The 17,109-nt window shown below is 62.9% G+C and carries 20 protein-coding genes; 11 read left to right on the forward strand and 9 right to left on the reverse strand.

What is annotated here, in order from left to right:
- Nucleotides 1-47: 47 nt before the first annotated feature.
- Together IE095_RS15220 and dtd are read left to right on the forward strand one after the other, a co-directional pair.
- The gene (locus IE095_RS15220; protein ID WP_189412603.1) at nt 48-974 is read left to right on the forward strand and encodes a carbohydrate kinase family protein; all 927 of its coding nucleotides are present in this window, start codon (nt 48-50) and stop codon (nt 972-974) included.
- A complete protein-coding gene (gene dtd, locus IE095_RS15225) occupies nt 971-1,414 on the forward strand; it encodes a D-aminoacyl-tRNA deacylase (RefSeq protein WP_189412605.1) in 444 nt (147 codons plus the stop codon). The genes IE095_RS15220 and dtd overlap by 4 nt, the downstream gene beginning before the upstream one ends.
- On the opposite strand, the gene IE095_RS15230 is transcribed toward dtd, so the two are convergent.
- From IE095_RS15230 to IE095_RS15240, 3 genes are all read right to left on the reverse strand, one after another.
- Entirely contained in the window at nt 1,411-2,091 is a 681-nt protein-coding gene (locus tag IE095_RS15230; RefSeq protein ID WP_189412607.1) for a fumarylacetoacetate hydrolase family protein, read from the reverse strand. The genes dtd and IE095_RS15230 overlap by 4 nt on opposite strands.
- Nucleotides 2,092-2,094: 3 nt before the next feature.
- Nucleotides 2,095-3,795 carry a D-alanyl-D-alanine carboxypeptidase family protein gene (locus IE095_RS15235; RefSeq protein ID WP_189412666.1) on the reverse strand — a complete coding sequence of 567 codons (1,701 nt, stop codon included), beginning with the start codon at nt 3,793-3,795 and terminating at the stop codon, nt 2,095-2,097.
- 254 nt (nt 3,796-4,049) lie between these two features.
- The gene (locus IE095_RS15240; protein WP_189412609.1) at nt 4,050-4,751 is read right to left on the reverse strand and encodes an HAD family hydrolase; all 702 of its coding nucleotides are present in this window, start codon (nt 4,749-4,751) and stop codon (nt 4,050-4,052) included.
- 127 nt (nt 4,752-4,878) lie between these two features.
- On the opposite strand from IE095_RS15240, the gene clpS reads away from it, so the two are divergent.
- The 3 genes from clpS to IE095_RS15255 are packed head-to-tail and all read left to right on the forward strand — an operon-like array spanning nt 4,879 to nt 7,021.
- Nucleotides 4,879-5,208: an ATP-dependent Clp protease adapter ClpS gene (gene clpS, locus IE095_RS15245; RefSeq protein ID WP_189412668.1), complete on the forward strand. Its 330-nt coding sequence runs from the start codon at nt 4,879-4,881 to the stop codon at nt 5,206-5,208.
- A 19-nt stretch (nt 5,209-5,227) separates the two neighbouring features.
- On the forward strand, nt 5,228-6,211 hold the full coding sequence (locus tag IE095_RS15250; protein ID WP_189412611.1) for a class I SAM-dependent methyltransferase: 984 nt from the start codon (nt 5,228-5,230) through the stop codon (nt 6,209-6,211).
- Nucleotides 6,212-6,214: 3 nt separating this feature from the next.
- Entirely contained in the window at nt 6,215-7,021 is an 807-nt protein-coding gene (locus IE095_RS15255) for an SDR family NAD(P)-dependent oxidoreductase (RefSeq protein WP_189412613.1), read from the forward strand.
- Nucleotides 7,022-7,063: 42 nt separating this feature from the next.
- Here the strand turns inward: IE095_RS15255 and IE095_RS15260 are convergent, their stop codons facing one another.
- A complete protein-coding gene (locus tag IE095_RS15260; RefSeq protein ID WP_189412614.1) occupies nt 7,064-7,468 on the reverse strand; it encodes a hypothetical protein in 405 nt (134 codons plus the stop codon).
- A gap of 82 nt (nt 7,469-7,550) precedes the next feature.
- Between IE095_RS15260 and hemF the strand changes: the two genes are divergently transcribed.
- The 5 genes from hemF to IE095_RS15285 all read left to right on the forward strand — a co-directional run bounded on the left by hemF (nt 7,551) and on the right by IE095_RS15285 (nt 10,370).
- Nucleotides 7,551-8,411 carry an oxygen-dependent coproporphyrinogen oxidase gene (gene hemF / locus IE095_RS15265; protein ID WP_189412617.1) on the forward strand — a complete coding sequence of 287 codons (861 nt, stop codon included), beginning with the start codon at nt 7,551-7,553 and terminating at the stop codon, nt 8,409-8,411.
- Between the two features lie 71 nt (nt 8,412-8,482).
- On the forward strand, nt 8,483-8,944 hold the full coding sequence (locus tag IE095_RS15270) for an SRPBCC family protein (RefSeq protein ID WP_189412619.1): 462 nt from the start codon (nt 8,483-8,485) through the stop codon (nt 8,942-8,944).
- Nucleotides 8,941-9,399: an SRPBCC domain-containing protein gene (locus IE095_RS15275; RefSeq protein WP_189412621.1), complete on the forward strand. Its 459-nt coding sequence runs from the start codon at nt 8,941-8,943 to the stop codon at nt 9,397-9,399. Before IE095_RS15270 ends, IE095_RS15275 begins: the two co-directional genes overlap by 4 nt.
- Nucleotides 9,392-9,745, forward strand: coding sequence for an ArsR/SmtB family transcription factor (locus IE095_RS15280; protein ID WP_189412623.1), 354 nt, complete (start codon nt 9,392-9,394; stop codon nt 9,743-9,745). Before IE095_RS15275 ends, IE095_RS15280 begins: the two co-directional genes overlap by 8 nt.
- Nucleotides 9,746-9,767: 22 nt before the next feature.
- The gene (locus IE095_RS15285) at nt 9,768-10,370 is read left to right on the forward strand and encodes a LysE family translocator (RefSeq protein ID WP_189412625.1); all 603 of its coding nucleotides are present in this window, start codon (nt 9,768-9,770) and stop codon (nt 10,368-10,370) included.
- Here the strand turns inward: IE095_RS15285 and IE095_RS15290 are convergent.
- The 4 genes from IE095_RS15290 to hemE all read right to left on the reverse strand — a co-directional run bounded on the left by IE095_RS15290 (nt 10,353) and on the right by hemE (nt 14,806).
- Entirely contained in the window at nt 10,353-11,564 is a 1,212-nt protein-coding gene (locus tag IE095_RS15290; protein WP_189412626.1) for an aminotransferase-like domain-containing protein, read from the reverse strand. The two genes, IE095_RS15285 and IE095_RS15290, sit on opposite strands and share 18 nt — an antisense overlap.
- A 68-nt stretch (nt 11,565-11,632) precedes the next feature.
- A complete protein-coding gene (locus IE095_RS15295) occupies nt 11,633-12,520 on the reverse strand; it encodes an EamA family transporter (protein ID WP_189412627.1) in 888 nt (295 codons plus the stop codon).
- A 19-nt stretch (nt 12,521-12,539) separates the two neighbouring features.
- On the reverse strand, nt 12,540-13,706 hold the full coding sequence (locus IE095_RS15300; RefSeq protein WP_189412628.1) for a DUF8462 domain-containing protein: 1,167 nt from the start codon (nt 13,704-13,706) through the stop codon (nt 12,540-12,542).
- A gap of 68 nt (nt 13,707-13,774) precedes the next feature.
- Nucleotides 13,775-14,806: a uroporphyrinogen decarboxylase gene (gene hemE / locus IE095_RS15305; RefSeq protein ID WP_189412629.1), complete on the reverse strand. Its 1,032-nt coding sequence runs from the start codon at nt 14,804-14,806 to the stop codon at nt 13,775-13,777.
- 78 nt (nt 14,807-14,884) lie between these two features.
- Here hemE and hemC point away from each other — a divergent pair, with 78 nt between their 5' ends.
- A complete protein-coding gene (gene hemC / locus IE095_RS15310; RefSeq protein ID WP_189412630.1) occupies nt 14,885-15,823 on the forward strand; it encodes a hydroxymethylbilane synthase in 939 nt (312 codons plus the stop codon).
- On the opposite strand, the gene IE095_RS15315 is transcribed toward hemC, so the two are convergent.
- Nucleotides 15,810-17,024 (reverse strand): MFS transporter, encoded by a 1,215-nt coding sequence (locus tag IE095_RS15315; protein WP_189412631.1) that lies wholly within the window; start codon nt 17,022-17,024, stop codon nt 15,810-15,812. The genes hemC and IE095_RS15315 overlap by 14 nt on opposite strands.
- Nucleotides 17,025-17,109: the final 85 nt, after the last annotated feature.

Consider the following 17,109-nt stretch of genomic DNA (forward strand, 5'->3'; position numbering starts at 1 on the left):
ATGCGGGGTCAGGCCCTATTCCCTTGAAAAAGACCAAGGGGGATGGGATGATTTTAAGCTGTGGTGAAGCCCTGATCGACATGTTGCCGCGCCTGACGACGGCGAATGAACCGGCCTTTGCGCCCTATGCCGGGGGGGCCGTGTTCAACACCGCCATCGCTTTGGGCCGGTTGGGGGCACTTTCCAGCTTTTTCAGCGGGCTTTCGACCGATCTTATGGGCGAGATCCTGATCGAGACCTTGGCGGCATCGCGCGTGGACACCAAATTCGCGGCCCGTTCCGGCAGACCCACGACGCTGGCCTTTGTGAAACTGGTGAATGGTCAGGCGACTTATGCCTTTTACGATGAAAACACGGCGGGGCGTCTGCTGGCGGTGGGGGATCTGCCGGTGCTGCCGCCCTCGGTCAATGCGCTGTTCTTTGGGGGGATTTCGCTGGTGAACGATCCGGCGGCCAGCACCTATGAGGCGCTGCAAGAGCGGGAGTGCAAGACGCGGGTGACGATGATCGACCCGAATGTGCGCCCCGGCTTCATCACGGATCGTGAGGATTATGTGGCGCGGATCGACCGGATGATGAGCCGGGCCGACATCGTGAAAATGTCGGACGAAGACCTGCGCTGGCTGATGGAAAAGGGCGAGGTGGAAATCGAGGCGCTGGCTGCGCAGGTGCTGGAACTGGGGCCGAAGGTGGTTTTCATCACCGAAGGATCGAAAGGCGCGCGGGCCTTTACCAAGACGATGACGCGGGAATATGCGGCAACGCCGGTGAAGGTGGCCGATACCGTTGGGGCGGGTGATACCTTCAACGCGGGTGTGTTGGCGGCGCTGCATGAACGCGGAGCGCTGACGAAAAAGGGGCTTGAGACGCTGGATGCGGCGACGCTGGATGCGGCCCTTTCGCTGGGCACGCGGGCGGCGGCAGTGACGGTCAGCCGTCCGGGGGCCAACCCGCCTTGGGCGCATGAACTGTGAGGGCTTTGCTGCAACGGGTGACGGGGGCGCAGGTCCGTGTCGCGGGTGAGGTGGTGGGAAAGGTGGGCGCGGGCCTGCTGATCTTGGTCTGTGCTATGCCGGGGGATGATCTGGGCACGGTGGAAAAGCTGGCCGACAAGATCATCAAGCTGCGTATTTTCCGCGACGAAGCTGGCAAGATGAACCTGTCGCTGAAAGACAGTGGCGGGGGCGCTTTGGTTGTCAGCCAGTTCACCTTGGCGGCCGACACATCACGCGGCAATCGTCCCGGCTTTTCAGGGGCGGCCGGCCCTGCCGAGGGGGAGCGGCTGTATCTGGCCTTTGCGCAGGCCCTGCGCGACCGGGGGATTGCGGTGGAATGCGGGCGTTTCGGGGCCGATATGGATGTGGAACTGACCAATCAAGGGCCAGTGACAATCTGGCTGGACAGCAACGACTAGCGGATCACGACGCGGGCAGGTTCCAGCCCGTCAATCTGCACAACACAATCATCGCCTGCAACCAACGGTCCTACTCCGGCGGGGGTGCCCGTCATGATCAGATCGCCCGCCGCCAGCCGCACCAGCCGCGACAGATAGGACAACAGCGCAGGCACCGGCCAGATCATCTGCTCCAGTGCCGATTCCTGTTTCACCAAGCCATTGACTGTTAGCCGGATGGTCCCGCCCATATCCAGCGGCCCTGGACGGATCGGCCCGATCACCGCCGATTGGTCAAAGCCCTTGGCCATGTCCCAGGGCCTGCGCGCCGCCTTGGCCTCGGCCTGAACGTCCCGCCGCGTCAGATCATTTCCCGCCGCATAGCCCCAGATCAAGGCGCTGGCCTGCGCCTCATCCAGATCAAAGCCACCGGACCCCAAGGCCACCACCAGCTCCGCCTCGAAATGGAAATCCTGCGTCGCGGGCGGGTAGGGGATCACCGCCCCACTGTCCACCACCGCATCCGCAGGCTTGCTGAAAAAGAAGGGCGGTTCGGCATTCGGATCATGCCCCATCTCGCGGGCATGGTCGGCATAGTTGCGCCCAACGCAAAAGATCCGCCGCACCGGAAAACGTTGGGCGCTGCCCTGCACAGCTACGGACGGCAGCCCGGGCGCAGGGATTGCAAATTCAGTCATTTGTTACGGTCCAATCGTGAAACATTGCGTGCCACGGGCCTGCAACCGGCGGCAGGCCAGATCGGCCTGATCCTGCGTCAGTCCCATGAAATTGGCGTCATAGCCGCCGCTTTTTGACACGATCTTGCGCAGGCTTTCCGACAGCGTGCTGCTTTCCGACAGCATCGTTTTCATCAGCGCCCGTTCCGCCGTCGATTGGCTGTCAAACCGCCCGATGTTCACGCCCCAATGCCGCCCGCCCGAGGTGGAAATCCGGGTCACAACCTCGGTTTCCTGGGCTTGCGGTTCCATCGTGTTCGCCGCCATTAGCACCACGTCGCCCGTTACTTCCGGCTCGGCAGGGGTCACCGTATGGATGATCTGCGCCGGTTGCGGTTGCGCCGGGGCCTCGGCCACCACCACGGGGGCCACCTCTTCCAGCGTGTTCGGATCGACCAGCGCAAAGGGCAAGGCTTCGGCCGCCACAGGTTCCGCCATGACAGGCTCGGCCACCACAGGCTCTGCCGCCGCCACAACGGTTTCGGCCGGCACGGCCTCCACCACTTCCGGCGCTGCGGCCACTTCGACTTCGGCCACAGTCTCCACCGGCAGTGCCGCCACTTCGGTCACAGGGGCAGTCGCTTCGCCCACCCCCGCCTCGGCCAAGGCCCCGGCGATCCCGTCCTGCATCGCGTCCACCGCAGCCGCCGTCGCCTGCGGATCGGCCTCAATGGCCCCGCTCGCATCCGCCACCGCAAAGGGCAGGGGTTCCGTCACCTTGCCAGGCCGGCCCTTCGGGCGCTGCGAGGTGGCGGGCGCAATCGCCACCCGCAAAGTCTTGGCCGGCGCGCTCACATTCTCGCCCATCGCCTCAACCTCGGCAACCAAAGCCTCATCCGGCACCGGCTCATAATTCGGCGCGGCAGGCGGTTGTTCCGCCGCACGCGGATTCGCGCGCTTAAAGCCCAGATCCAGCAGTTCCGCCATCTTGGCATTGCGATTCGCGGTCGAGGTGCCGCCAAAGACCGTCCCGATCAGGCGCACACCATCGCGCTCTGCCGAAGCCGTCAGGTTGAAACCCGCCGCATTGGTGAAACCCGTCTTGATCCCATCCGCGCCCTTATAGGCGTCCAGGAAACGACGGTTGGTGTTCGCCACCTCGGCCAGACCGGCATCGGTCGAACGGCGCGAGAACAGGTTATAGTATTGTGGGAAATCATAGAACAGATGCCGCCCCAGAATCGTCATGTCGCGCGCCGTCGAAAGGTGCCCCTTCGCGGTCAGCCCATTGGCGTTCTTGAACGTCGAACCCGTCATCCCCAGCGCCTTCGCCGTCCGGTTCATCCGCGCCGCGAATTTCTCTTCCGAACCGCTGATTGCCTCACCAATCGCCGTTGCTGCGTCATTCGCCGATTTGATCGCCGCCGCCCGCAGCAGATAGCGCATCGCGATCTTCTGCCCCGACTTCAGCCCCAACCGCGATGGCGGCTGCGAGGCCGCGTGCGGTGTCACCGTCACCATCGTATCCAGCGAAATCTCGCCCCGCTCCAGCGCGTCGAACGCGATGTAAAGTGTCAGCATCTTGGTCAGCGAGGCGGGGTGCAGACGCGCCGTGGCATTGTCCTCATAAAGAACCTCACCCGACTTGGCGTCGATCACAAAGGCCGCGAACGGGGCAGCCCCTGCCGGTTCCGGCCTAGCCGCGCAGGCCGCCAGAACACCCATGAATCCCAAAATCGTGAAACTGCGGATGAACCGCGAAAACAGTGCGCGCACGTCGCCTGCCCCTTTTCCTGCCTCGGTTTTGCCCCGCGTTTGTTTGTGCGGGTGCTTTACTGCCAAGCTCAGGCTAACACGCGATCGCTTTCCCGAAAACCCATGTTTTTCCAAGGGCCTGCATCAAGTTCTTCACAATGCCTTTTCCGCAACAGCAGAATATCTAGCGTTCCGCGCTTGGCCAAACCCCAAGATGCTGGGGGTCAGGTCAGCGAATCAATCAGTGCGGGCAGGGCACCAAGGTCGGAAATCCGCCGAAAGCGGGGATGATCCTCGGGCGCATTGGCTCGCTCAAACGCCCATTCCAGCTCATGCGGCACAAAGACACCCCAGCCCCCGGCCTCCAGCATCGGCAGTACATCGGATTTCATCGAATTGCCGATCATCATCGCCTGATCCGCCTGCAAACCATGGCGCGCAAAGGCCCGCACATAGACCTCTGGCGTCTTGTCCGAGACGATTTCCACGCCGTGAAACAGCTCACCCAGGCCCGATTGCGCCAGTTTGCGTTCCTGATGCAGCAGGTCGCCTTTGGTGATCAGCAACACACGAAAGCCCGCCTCATGCGCATGGCGCACCGCTGATTCGGCATGCGGCAAAAGGTCCACCGAATGCGCCAGCATGTCGCGGCCCATACCCAGAATCTGCCCGATCACCCCCGCGGGCACCCGCCCCTCGGTCACTTCAATCGCGGTTTCGATCATCGACAGGGTGAACCCCTTCACCCCAAAACCATAGGCCCCGATATTGCGCCGCTCTGCCGCCACCAGCCTTGTTTCCAGATTCGCGGCATCCGCATGCGGGGCCAGCAATTCCAGAAAACGCGCCTGTGTCATGCGAAAAAACGCCTCATTTTGCCAAAGCGTGTCATCGGCATCAAAGGCAATGGCGGTCAGTTGCGACATGGCTTCCCCTTTGGGCGCAGTCCCCCTTTCGCGCCTAGCAGAATCGACTATATTGGAAAAGCGTTGACGGGCCGCGAATCCGGCCCGCCCCCATCCGGAGAATGTCGTGGATAGCCGTCCGCTTCACATGTCAGGCGATGATCCCGCGGGCAATGGCCCCGAGGATGACGCACGGGTGATGACCAAAACGCGGGTGCGCACCGAGCGCCCGCCGATGTATAAGGTCATGCTTTTGAACGATGATTACACGCCGATGGAATTCGTCGTGCATGTGCTGGAACGGTTCTTTGGGCTGAACCATGCGCAGGCGTTCGAAATCATGCTGGCGGTGCATAAAAAGGGGCTGGCCGTCGTGGGCGTGTTCAGCTTTGAGGTGGCAGAGACAAAGGTGGCGCAGGTGATGGATTTCGCCCGCCGTCACCAGCATCCGCTGCAATGCACCATGGAAAAGGAATAGGCCGCAGCGTCGGCCGCCCATGCGCAGCACCCGCCTGAACCTTGCCCTTGAAAGCGGCCTTGTCGCTGTGCCGGATGGCGTGATCGCCGTCTATGGCCCAGACGGCAGCGAAGACCTGCACGCCTTTCCGCGCGATCAGGTGGTGGCCGTCACCTCCGACTATCTGCTGACGCAAAGCCTGACGGCCCAAGGATTCAAAGTGGCCCGTTCCGCGCCCGATGCGGCGCTTGCCGTGGTCTGCCTGCCCCGCGCGAAGGCCCATGCCCATGCCATGCTGGCCGAGGCGGCAAAGGCTCCGATGGTTCTGGTCGATGGGGCCAAGACCGATGGCATCGAACCGCTCTACAAAGACCTGTCAAAGCGCGTGGATGTGACCGAAGCCCTGTCCAAAGCCCATGGTCGCGTCTTTGCCTTTCCCGGCACCGAGGCGCTGACCGAATGGGCTGCCCAAGACATCACGCTGCCCGATGGCTTCACCACCCGCCCCGGCGTCTTTTCGGCGGATGGGCCAGACCCCGCCTCGGTCCTTTTGGCCCAAGCCCTGCCTGAAAGGATGCCCGGCTACGGCGTCGATCTGGGCGCTGGCTGGGGCTATCTCGCCCGCGCCGTGCTTTCCCGCAAATCGGTGAAACGCCTCGATCTGGTGGAAACCGATGCCAATGCGCTGGACTGCGCCCGCCTCAACATCCAAGACGAACGTGCCCGTTTCATCTGGGGCGACGCCACAAAGCACCGCAGCGATGGCTATGCCGATTTCGTCGTCTGCAACCCGCCCTTCCACCGCGGCCGTCAGGCAGACCCTGCCCTCGGCATCGCCTTCATCGCCGCCGCCGCCGGGATGCTTGCCCGCGAAGGCGAGGCTTGGTTCGTCGCCAACCGCACCCTGCCTTACGGCGATGCCTTCCGCAGCCATTTCAGCACGGTGACGGAACTGCCCGGCACCAACGCCTATCGCCTGATCCGGGCGACCCATCCCCTTCGTGCCCGCAAGGCAGGAGCCTAAACCATGTCCTTTGCCCTGACCGGAAAAACCGCCATCGTCACCGGGGCCGCCAATGGCATCGGTCTGGCCGTCGCCCGCCATTTCGTCGACAAGGGCGCGAATGTCGTCTTTGCTGATATGGACGAAGACCGGCTTGAGGCCGAGGTGGGCGACGATTCGCGCAGCGAGGGTCGCATCCGCATGTTCGCGGGCGACCTGCGGCAAAAACTGAACATCGTGAACCTGCTGTCGGCCACCGTCGATGCCTTTGAACGGGTGGACATTCTGGTCAACGCCAGCCGTCAGATAGCCCTGTCCGAACCCCTGCACATTGAAAACGATGGGGTCGAGGCCCTGTTGCAGCAGAACCTGATCACCAGTCTGCGCATGTCGCAACTGACCGCCAAACGCATGATCGCCGAAGCGGCGCGTCTTGGCGAGGAAAAGGCCAATGGCACAATCATCAACCTGTCCTCCATCGCCGCTGTGCGGACTCAGGCCGAACTGATGGGCTATTCCATCGCCTGCGCGGCGGTGGATCAGATGACGCGTTCCCTGGCCGTGGCTTTGGCCCCCAAAGGCATCCGGGTGAATGCCTTGGCCTTTGGGTCGGTGATGAGCGCCAGCTTGCAGCACGGGCTGAAAGAAAACCCCGGCTATCGTGACATCATCACCGAATGCACGCCGCTTGGCCGCATCGCCTCGGCGCAGGAACTGGTGGAAACCTGCCAGTATCTGGCCTCCGATGCCTCCAGCTTCATGACGGGGCAAGTCTTGACCATCGACGGCGGCCGCAGCCTGATCGACCCCGTCGCCGCCCCGGCGCACTAAGAAGCCCCGCCCCGGCGCACTAAGAAGCCCCGCCCCGGCGCACTATTCCGGATATTGCGCCCGGCAGGCCTTCACCATTGCCTCGGCTTGCCCCGCCAGCTTCTGCCGCTGTTCCTGCAACCCGGCCAGCTTGCGCCGCTCGGCCCCCGGATCAATCGCCTCGGGTTTCGTCACGGTTGTCGTTTCATCCTCAAGGCACAGCGTTTCCACCACCACCGGCTTGCCCTTCTTGTTGGTCGTCTGGCGCAGGCAGCTTTCCCAACTGGGCCGCGTCACGGTCGTTTCCCGCAAGGCATAGCCCCGCGCCAGATTGCCCTGAACCTCGGCAATCAGCTTGTCCACCGTGCGCAGATCGCGGGTGTTCCGCGCAACGCACTGTTCTTGCGGTGTCCCACAGGCGGCCAGAAAGGCCAAGGCGACAAGCGGCAAAAGGCGCGGCGTGATCATGGCACGATCCCTTCTCTTCGGCTAAAGCCAAGTCTGAGACGCCGACGCAAACCGCGCAAGGGCAAAGACAGGGGCAGCTGCGATGGACCATGATTTCGACGACCGCAAAGCGCAGGCCAGCGCATGGTTCCGTGCCCTGCGCGACCAGATCGTCGCCGCCTTTGAAGGGTTAGAGGATACAACCGACAGCCCCCACCCCGCCGGACGGTTCGACGTGACCCCAACCACCCGCCCCGATGGCGGCGGCGGCTTGATGTCCGTCCTGCGTGGCGGGCGGCTCTTTGAAAAGGTCGGCGTCAATGTCTCCACCGTCCACGGTTCCTTGGGCGAACGCGCGCAAAAGGCCATGGCCGCGCGCGGTGTGCCGGGTATGGATCAGGATCCGCGTTTTTGGGCCAGCGGCATTTCCCTCGTCGCCCATATGCAAAACCCGCATTGCCCCGCCGTCCACATGAACACCCGCATGTTTTGGACCCCCCATGCCTGGTGGTTCGGCGGCGGAGCCGACCTTAACCCCTGTATCGAATATGCTCAGGATACCGCCCATTTCCACGCCGAAATGGCCAAGGCCTGCGCGGCAGAATCAGGGCTTTATGATCGGCTGAAAGCCTGGGCCGACGACTATTTCTTCATCCCCCACCGTGGCCGCGCCCGTGGCGTTGGCGGCATCTTTTATGACGACCGGAATACCGGCGACTGGCAGGCCGACTTTGCCTTCACCCAAAAGGTCGGCCAAGCCTTCCTTCCCGCCTTCGCCCCCTTGGTCGAACGCCGCCGCAGCATGGCTTGGGGCGATACGGAAAAAGACACACAGTTGATCCACCGCGGTCTCTATGCCGAATACAACCTCGTCTATGACCGGGGCACGAAATTCGGGCTGGAAACTGGTCATGACGCCAATGCGGTGCTGATGAGCCTGCCGCCGCTGGCAAAATGGGTATAATGCAACTAAATAGTTGCGTATCTTTGGGTGATGCGTAATATGCATCCATATGGTTGCATATGAGGGATGCCATGCAGAACAAGATCACCCGCTCGACCGACATCAGCGCCACGCCCGAACAGGTTTGGGCCGCTTTGACCGATCACCGCCGCTTTAGCCAATGGTTTGGGGTGCAGTTGCAGCAGCCGTTTGAGCCGGGTCAGCAGACCCAAGGCCCGATGCAGCTTGTGGCCTGTTTGGGGCTTATCCTGAAAATCGACGTTCTGGCCATGGACGCGCCGCACCGCTTCGCTTGGCGCTGGCCCGCCTTTGACGCCGAGGCCCATGCCTATAGCTATGATCAGCCTTGGACCGAAGTGGTTTTTGACCTTAACCCTATCGCCGGTGGCACGCGGTTGACGGTGACCGAGACCGGCTTCGCGGCTTTGGGTGGCGGGCTGGCGGCGCGGGCCTTGGCCGGGAATACAGACGGTTGGGCGTTTCAGTTCGACCGGCTGGAACGGTTCTGCACGGAAAGGCAGGCGGCCGAATGACGCCGGACCGCATCACCCAGCAAATCACGATCAAGGCCAGTGCGCGGCGGGTCTGGGCCGCCCTGACCGACAGCCAGCAATTCGGCCACTGGTTTGGCGCAAGAATCGACGGGGCCTTTGCGCCGGGCAAAACGGTGCAGGCGGAAATGACGATGGAAGGCGTCGAAGGGCTGGCCTTCGGCATACGCGTTTCAGTGATGGACGCGCCGCAGGACTTTGCCTTCTTCTGGCCCGCCTATGACTTTGCCGAAAAGCGTGACCGCAGCGATTTGCCTTGGACAAAGGTGGAATTTCATCTTGAAGCCACACCCACGGGCACGACCGTCACCGTCACCGAAAGCGGCTTTGACGCCTTGGGTGGTACCTTTGGCGCGCGGGTGCGGGCCGAGAACAATGACGGTTGGGCGGTGCAGTTGCAGCGACTGGCCGATTTCAGCGGGGCGCAGAATGCTTGATTTCAATCTAGATCACGCCGCCCGGGGCTTTGCTGCCTTGGGCGATGCCACCCGCCTGACCCTGTTCCTGCGGCTGGGGCAGGGGGAGGGAGCGACCATCACAGAACTCAGCGCGGGTTTGCCCGTCACCCGACAGGCGGTCACCAAACATCTGACCGTGCTGCACGAGGCGGGGTTGATTGACTGGCAGAAACAGGGTCGGGCGGCGCGTCTTCGGGCACGGCCAGAAAGTGTCGCCGAAATGCAGAAATGGCTCGATCAGATCGGTCGCGAATGGCAGGGCACCCTTGCGCGGTTCAAAGCGCATGTCGAAGCCGGGCTTCCCCCGACCAAGGACCAAGGCTAGGCTGCCGCAAAAAGGGGGCCCTATGTCCGCCGTTGCCAGCTTTGCCCTAACCGCCCTGATCGTCGAACTGACCCCCGGCCCCAACATGGCTTGGCTCGCACTGGTGTCCGCCAGCGAGGGGCGCAGGCCCGGCTATGCGGCGGTCGTGGGCGTGGCTTTGGGCTTGGCGGTGGTTGGCCTGCTGTCCGGCTTGGGGCTCGCGGCGCTGATCGCAGGCTATCCCCCGGCCTATCAGGCCCTGCGCTGGGGCGGCGTCGCCTATCTGCTTTACCTCGCATGGGACGGTTGGCGCGACGCAGGGGCCGATGACAATGGTCCCGCGCCGGGTTCGCCCCTTGGTGTCTGGTTCCGCCGGGGTTTGATCACCAATCTTCTGAATCCCAAGGCTGCGGTCTTCTACATCGCCGTCCTGCCCGAATTCCTGCCGCCCGAGGCCAGCACCCCCGATGTGCTGACCCTTTCCGCCCTCTATGTCGCCGTCGCCACCGCGATCCACGCCCTGATCGTCACCGCCGCCGGATCGGCCCATGCCCTGCTGGCCGACCCCGCGCGCGAAAGGCTGATCCGCCGCGTGCTCTCACTCGCCTTGGCGGCAGTCGCCTTCTGGCTATTTCTCAAGACGTGACCGCATCACCCGCCCCAATCGCGCCATGCCTTCGTCAATCTGTGAAGGGCTCGCGCAAGAAAACGACAGCCTCAGCGTGTTGCGGTTCGATCCATCCGCAAAGAACGCCCCACCCGGCACAAAGGCCACCTTTTCGGTGGCAATCGCCCGCGCCAGCAAGGCCGCCCCGTCCATCGCTTCGGGCAGCGTCAGCCAGATGAACATGCCCCCCTCCGGCCGCGTCCAGCTTACCCCTTCCGGCATCTCCCGCGCCAAGGCCGCCAGCAGCGCATCGCGCCGGGCGGAATAGGTCGCGTGCAGCCCCGCCACATGGCGATCAAACAGCTTTTCCGCCACCTGATGCGTCACGATCTGGTTCAGCGTCGCCGAATGCAAATCCGCTGCCTGTTTCATCAAGACCAGCCGCTGGATCACCGGCTTCGCCGCACAGACCCAGCCCACCCGCAACCCCGGTGCCAGCGTTTTGGAGAACGATCCGCAATAGATCGTCCGCGTGTTCTCAATCCCCCCCGACCGCGCCACGTCCAACGCTAGGATCGGCGGCACCGCCTCGCCGTCATAGCGCAGCGCCTGATAGGCACTGTCCTCGATCACTGCGATCCCCATCGCCTCGGCCCGGTCCAGCAGCGCGTGGCGCTGGGCCAAGGGCAGTGTCTCCCCCGTCGGATTGGCAAAATCCGGCGTCAGATAGGCAAACTTCACCGCGCCCGGTGCCGCCGCATCCACCAGTTCCCCCGCAGGCCGATTGTCCAACGGGTCCAGCCGTTCATAACGTGGCTCATAGGCGTTGAACGCCCCCAAGGCCCCCAAATAGGTCGGCCAACCCACCATCGCCGTATCCCCCGGCGACAGCAGCAGCTTGCCCAGATAATCCAAGGCCTGCTGCGACCCCGACGTAATCAGAATGTTCTCTGCCCCGCAGGGCACCCCCAAAGCCGCCATCCGCGCGGCCAGCCATTCCCGCAGCGGCAGATAGCCCTCACTTACCGAGTATTGCAGCGCACTATTCGCCAAAGGCCCCGCCATCACGCTGGCGAAGGTCTCGGCAAAAGCCTGCGCCGGAAAAAGTGTCGGATCCGGAATTCCGCCCGCAAAGGAAATGATGTCCGGCTGATCCAACAGCTTCAAAAGCTCGCGAATCTCGGACGCTTTCATCCGCGCCCCCCGGCTTGCCAGCAAAGTGTTCCAGTCCATTCCATCCTCCCCTTCGCCCGACGATGCTGGCGGGGTGAGGATGGAATGTCAATATTGCTGACCTATGATCACCCCATCAAAAGCAGCAAAGCCACCCCCGCCATCAGCACCGCAATCCCGGTCAACTGGCGCGGCGTTACGCTTTGCCCGAAATGCCAGCGCGCCACGATCAGCGCAAAGATCACCTCGGTCAGCGCCAGCGTCCGAACATGGGCCGCCGACGCCAAGGCAAAGGCCACGAACCAGCAGGCCGAGGCCGCCGCCCCCAGAAACCCCGCCGTCAGTGAGGGTCGCCAAGCCGCCAGACTGCCCAGCAGGGCAGGGCGGCTGAACAGCCCCATCCAGACCGCCAGCAGCCCGCTTTGCAGCACCAGCGCCAGAACCAGCACCGTCAGCGCCCGGATCAGAAAATCCCCGCTCTCCAGCCCCGTGATCGCGCCCCGAAAACCAATCGCCGAAAGCCCGAACAAAGCCCCCGCCAGCAGACCCAGCGCCGCAGGCTGCAACTCGGCCAGACGCGCCCCCGTCTCGGGCCGTAGCGACAGGATCAACACCCCCGCCACAGCGAGGCCAATCGCCCCCAGCATCGGCAGGGTTAACGGATCACCCAGAACCGCCCAGCCGATCAGCGCGACAATCACCGGCTCGCCCTTCAACCAAGCGGTCGAAATGCCAAAGCCATTCGTCTTCATCACAAACAGCATCAGCGCCGTCGCCCCGATCTGCGCCACCCCGCCCATCGCCGCAAAGCCCAGCACCTTGGGCGAAGGCCAAGGCACCGCTTGCCCCGTTACCCAAGCCCCCAGACCAAGGAAAGCCACGGCAAAGGGCAGGCCAAACAGGAACCGCACCTGCGTCGCGCCAATCGTCCCGATCCGCGCCGTCAAACCGCTCTGCATCGCATTGCGCAGCGTTTGCAAGGCGGCGGCGGTCAGGCTGACAAGGGCCCAGATCATGGGAAAACGGTCCTCAAACTCAAAGGAAATGCCGCGCCAGATAGTCTTCGAAAAGCGGGACGGTAAAGGCAATATCGCCATGCGCTGGGCTATAGATCATCCCCTTGCGGATGATGCTGGCGCGAATCGGGCCAAGGCTGGTGGGCTTGGCTTTCAACACCTCGGCCACTTCGGCCGACCGATAGGGGCCTTTGCCCAAACGCGCCATCGCGATGACATAGTCACGTTCCTTGGGCGTCAGCCGCTCGATACGCACCTTAAAGAAGCCTTCATCCAAACGCTGTAATGCGCGAAGGCTGGCCTTGTCGATATCCTTTGCCGTGATGGGTGAGGCTTCGGTCAGGTTCCACGCCTGAAAACCCCATTCCTGCAAATAATAGGGATAGCCGTTGGTCTCTGCCACGATCAAGGCAAGGGCCGCCTCGTCGATCTCTTCTCCTTCTTCCAAGATGGGTGCAAGAATGGCTTGGCGGGCCGCGTCGGGCGGCAGGGGGCCGATGTCAGGATACTGAAACAACCGTTCGGCATAGGATTTCGCATCCCCCGCCAAGGCCGCGGTTTGCGGCAGCCCCGCTCCGAAAAACAAGACCGGCAGTCCCTTTTGCGCCGACTTGTGCAGCGCCACGATCAGGGCGGCCAGTTCCACCTCATTCAGATACTGCACCTCGTCCAACAGCAGGGTCCAGCCGCGCCCGGCGGCTTGGGCCGCTTCACCGACCCTCAGAAAAAGATCGGTCAGATCGAATTCCAGATTGCCGCTGTCCGCCACGCCCGGCTCGGCATCGACCGCGATTTCCAATTCGGCAATCTTCAGTTTGAACGCCGCAGCAAAGGCGCGCAGCGCACGCAACGCGGCATGGGATTTGGCCTTTGCAGCTTCGATCAATGACAGGCGACGCAAGGTCTGATGGATTTTAGGAAAGATGAGCTCGGCAAGGCTGCGGTCTTCCGGCGCTTCGATGAAAGAGGTTTCATGGCCAAAGCCCTGCGCTTCCTGTTCAATCTTGTTCAAAAGCACGGTCTTGCCGACGCCGCGCAGGCCAAGCAACATTTGCGAACGTGCTGAGCGGCCAAGAATGGCCCTTTGCAGCGCAATCCTCGCGTCTTCGACAATCTGCCCCCGCCCGGCCAGTTCGGGCGGCTGGTTGCCGGCGCCGGGGGCAAAGGGGTTTCTGACGGGATCCATGGGCAATCTCTAGGTGATTTATAGATGTATAGCCATCATAAGCTATACATGTCTATAAATCCTTAAACTCACCCGCCCCTGACCACCTCGACCATCCGCGCCACATTGTCCGGGTTCGCGTCCGGCGTGATCCCATGGCCAAGGTTAAAGATATGCGGCCCCTGCGAAAACGCCTGCACCACCCGCCGCGTCTCGCGCACCAGATCCTCCCCGCCCGTCACCATATGCCCCGGCGCAAGGTTGCCCTGCACGCAGCCATCGACCTGCACATGGTTCGCCGCCCAGACCGGGCTGATCCCATCATCCAGCGCCACGCAATCGGCCCGGGTGGCCTTGGCAAAGCCGATGTAACCCTCACCCGCCTGACGCGGAAAGGCGATGATCGGTGTGGTCGGATGCCTTGCCTTCAGCGCCGCGATGATCGCCCGTGCCGGGGCCACCGCGAAATCCTCAAAATCCTGACCCTTCAGGCTGCCCGCCCAACTGTCAAACAACTTCACCACTTCGGCCCCTGCCGTGATCTGCGCCGAAAGATATTCCACCGTCGCCAGAACCAGCACATCGATCAGCGCCTGAAACGCTGCCCGGTCGGTGTTCTTCAACAGATGCGCAGGCCCCTGATCCGGCGTGCCGCGCCCTGCAATCATATAGGTCGCGACTGTCCAAGGGGCCCCCGCAAACCCGATCAGCGTCGTTTCGCGCGGCAAGGCCTGCGACAGGATCCGAACCGTTTCATAGACCGGGGCCAGCGTTTCGTGAATGTCCCCCACCGGCCGCAGCGCCGAAACCCCCGCCTTATCGCCAATCGTCGAAAGCCTTGGCCCCTCGCCGGTCTCAAACCAAAGATCCGCCCCCAAGGCCTGCGGCAACAGCAGAATATCCGCGAACAGGATCGCCGCATCGAACCCATAGCGCCGGATCGGCTGCAGGGTCACTTCCGCCGCCAGTTCCGAGTTATAGCACAAGGACAGGAAATCTCCCGCCTTGGCCCTTGTCGCCCGGTATTCCGGCAGATAGCGCCCCGCCTGCCGCATCATCCAGATCGGCGGCACCGGCTGCGTTTCGCCCTTCAGGGCACGAAGAATGGTTTTCTGGGTCATGGCCCGGATGGGCCATGCGCACCCCCCAATGTCAAGCCAAAGGTTGCCCTTCCGCCCGCCCCCGGTTAATCAGTTCCCATGCAATTGCCTGACTCCTTCAATCCGCTCAAGATCGGAACCCGAGGCTCTCCCCTTGCGCTAGCGCAGGCCCATGAGACCCGTGCCCGACTGATGGCGGCCTTTGATTTGATGGAGGATGCTTTCGAGATTGTGGTGATCAAGACCACAGGTGATCGCATTCAGGATCGTCCTCTTAGCCAGATTGGCGGCAAGGGGCTTTTTACCCGCGAGATCGAAGAGGCACTTCTAGACCGGTACATTGATATTGCCGTTCATTCGATGAAGGATATGCCGACCCGTCAGCCCAAGGGGCTGACCATTGGTTGCTATCTGCCACGCGAAGATGTCCGCGACGCCTTTGTCTCGCCCCATGCGCTGCGACTGGCTGACCTGCCCAACGGGGCGATTGTTGGCACCTCAAGCCTTCGCCGTCGGGCGCAGTTGGCAAACCGCCGACCCGACCTAAAAATCGTCGAATTCCGCGGCAATGTGCAAACTCGCATGGAAAAACTGGCCAACGGTGTGGCCCATGCCACCTTTCTGGCGATGGCAGGGTTGAATCGGCTGGGGCTGGCTGATGTCGCCAATACGATGATCGAACCCGAGATCATGCTTCCCGCAGTGGCCCAAGGGGCCATCGGTATCGAACGCCGTGTCGGTGACAAGCGTGTGGTCAAGATGCTGCAAGCCATCAACCACAAGCCCACCGCCCAACGCCTTGCCGCCGAACGCGCCTTCTTGAAAAAACTCGACGGCTCCTGCCAGACCCCCATTGCCGGCCTTGCCCTGATCGAAGGCAACCAACTTTGGCTGCGCGGCGAAATCCTGCGCCCGGATGGATCGGAGGTCATTCGCGGTGAAATCCGCGGCTCAATCAAAGATGGCGCCAGCCTAGGCCGTGACCTTGCCGAAGTCCTGCTCATGCAGGCCCCCAAAGACTTTTTCAGCTGGAAATGACCACCGGCCGCCCCCGGTCGGCCAGATGCAGCCCATAGGTGCCCCCCACGCTGACCACAGCGCCCAGCACCAAGGCCAGCCCATAGCCCGACAGCCCCGTCCCGACGGCAAAAACCGCCGCTGCCATCACGCTGGCCGCCAGCCATTGCAGGCTCATCAGCGCCGCAGCCGTTCCCGGTCGGCCTGACAGCAGATCCTGCAAATAGCCAATCGGCAAGGTCAGCGTGAAAGCCCCGCCCAAGGCCGCAGGCAGGGTCAAAAGCCACATCGCCGGGCTGTCGATCATCAAGGGCAACAGCAGCATGTGAATGGCATAAATCGCTGCCCCCGCCAGCATCTGCACCGTCCGCGCCACCTTCAGCCGCAGCATCGGCAGCGCCAGCATGAACGGCACCTCCAGCCCCGCCACGATCCCGATATACAGCGCCGCATCCGCCTCATCCCGCCCCGGCGTCTGTCCCATCAACAGCCCGATCACCGCGATATAAAGCGTGCTGCCCATAGACACCGACCCCAAGGCCAGCACCCGCAAAGCCACCGGCCCATGCGCCAGTTCCGCCAAAGCCGCCCGCAGCGACAGGCCCGAAGGCTTGTCTTCCCAAGCGGTCTTTCCATCCCTTGGCCAGAACGCCAGCGTCAGCAGATAGATCCCCAGACACAGGCCCAGCGACACCGGATAAATCGTCAGGACATCCGCCCCCGCCTGAAAGGCCACGGCCCAGATCGGCAGGATCACCACAAAGGGCAGGGCAAAGCCCGCCCGCAGCGTTGCCATGATCGCATCGCGTTCTTCGGCGGGATGCACGCTCGCCGCCAACCGCGCCAGCGCAAAGGTCTGTCCCATCAGGCTCCCGCCCAGCGGAAACAGCAGCACATGCGCCAGCAGAAAAGTCAGGCTGCCGGGGGCCACCGACATCATCAACTGCGCCAAAACCCAGACCAGCCCGCAGATCAGGGCAATGCCCCGCCGGTTCGCCGTCTGATCGGTCCGAATGCCAATGGCGATGGCAAAAGCGACCGATGCCACCGTCGAAAGCGCCAGCATCACCGCAAAGCCCGCATCCCCCAGCGCAAAAGTATGCACCGCCAGAACCGAGACATGCGGCGCAAAACTGGCGCCCACTGCGCCCACAAGAAAGGTCAGAAAGGCTGCCAGCCGCAGCACCGGATCGGTCAAATAGGGTTGGAAAGCGCGCATCATTGCATGATCGTTAATACGGTGTGATCGTGCCGACAAGTCTTGTCGTGCTAAATGGAAAGAGGGGTTGCCGATAATACAGACCATC

The organism is Neogemmobacter tilapiae (assembly GCF_014652215.1).
GTDB lineage: Bacteria > Pseudomonadota > Alphaproteobacteria > Rhodobacterales > Rhodobacteraceae > Neogemmobacter > Neogemmobacter tilapiae.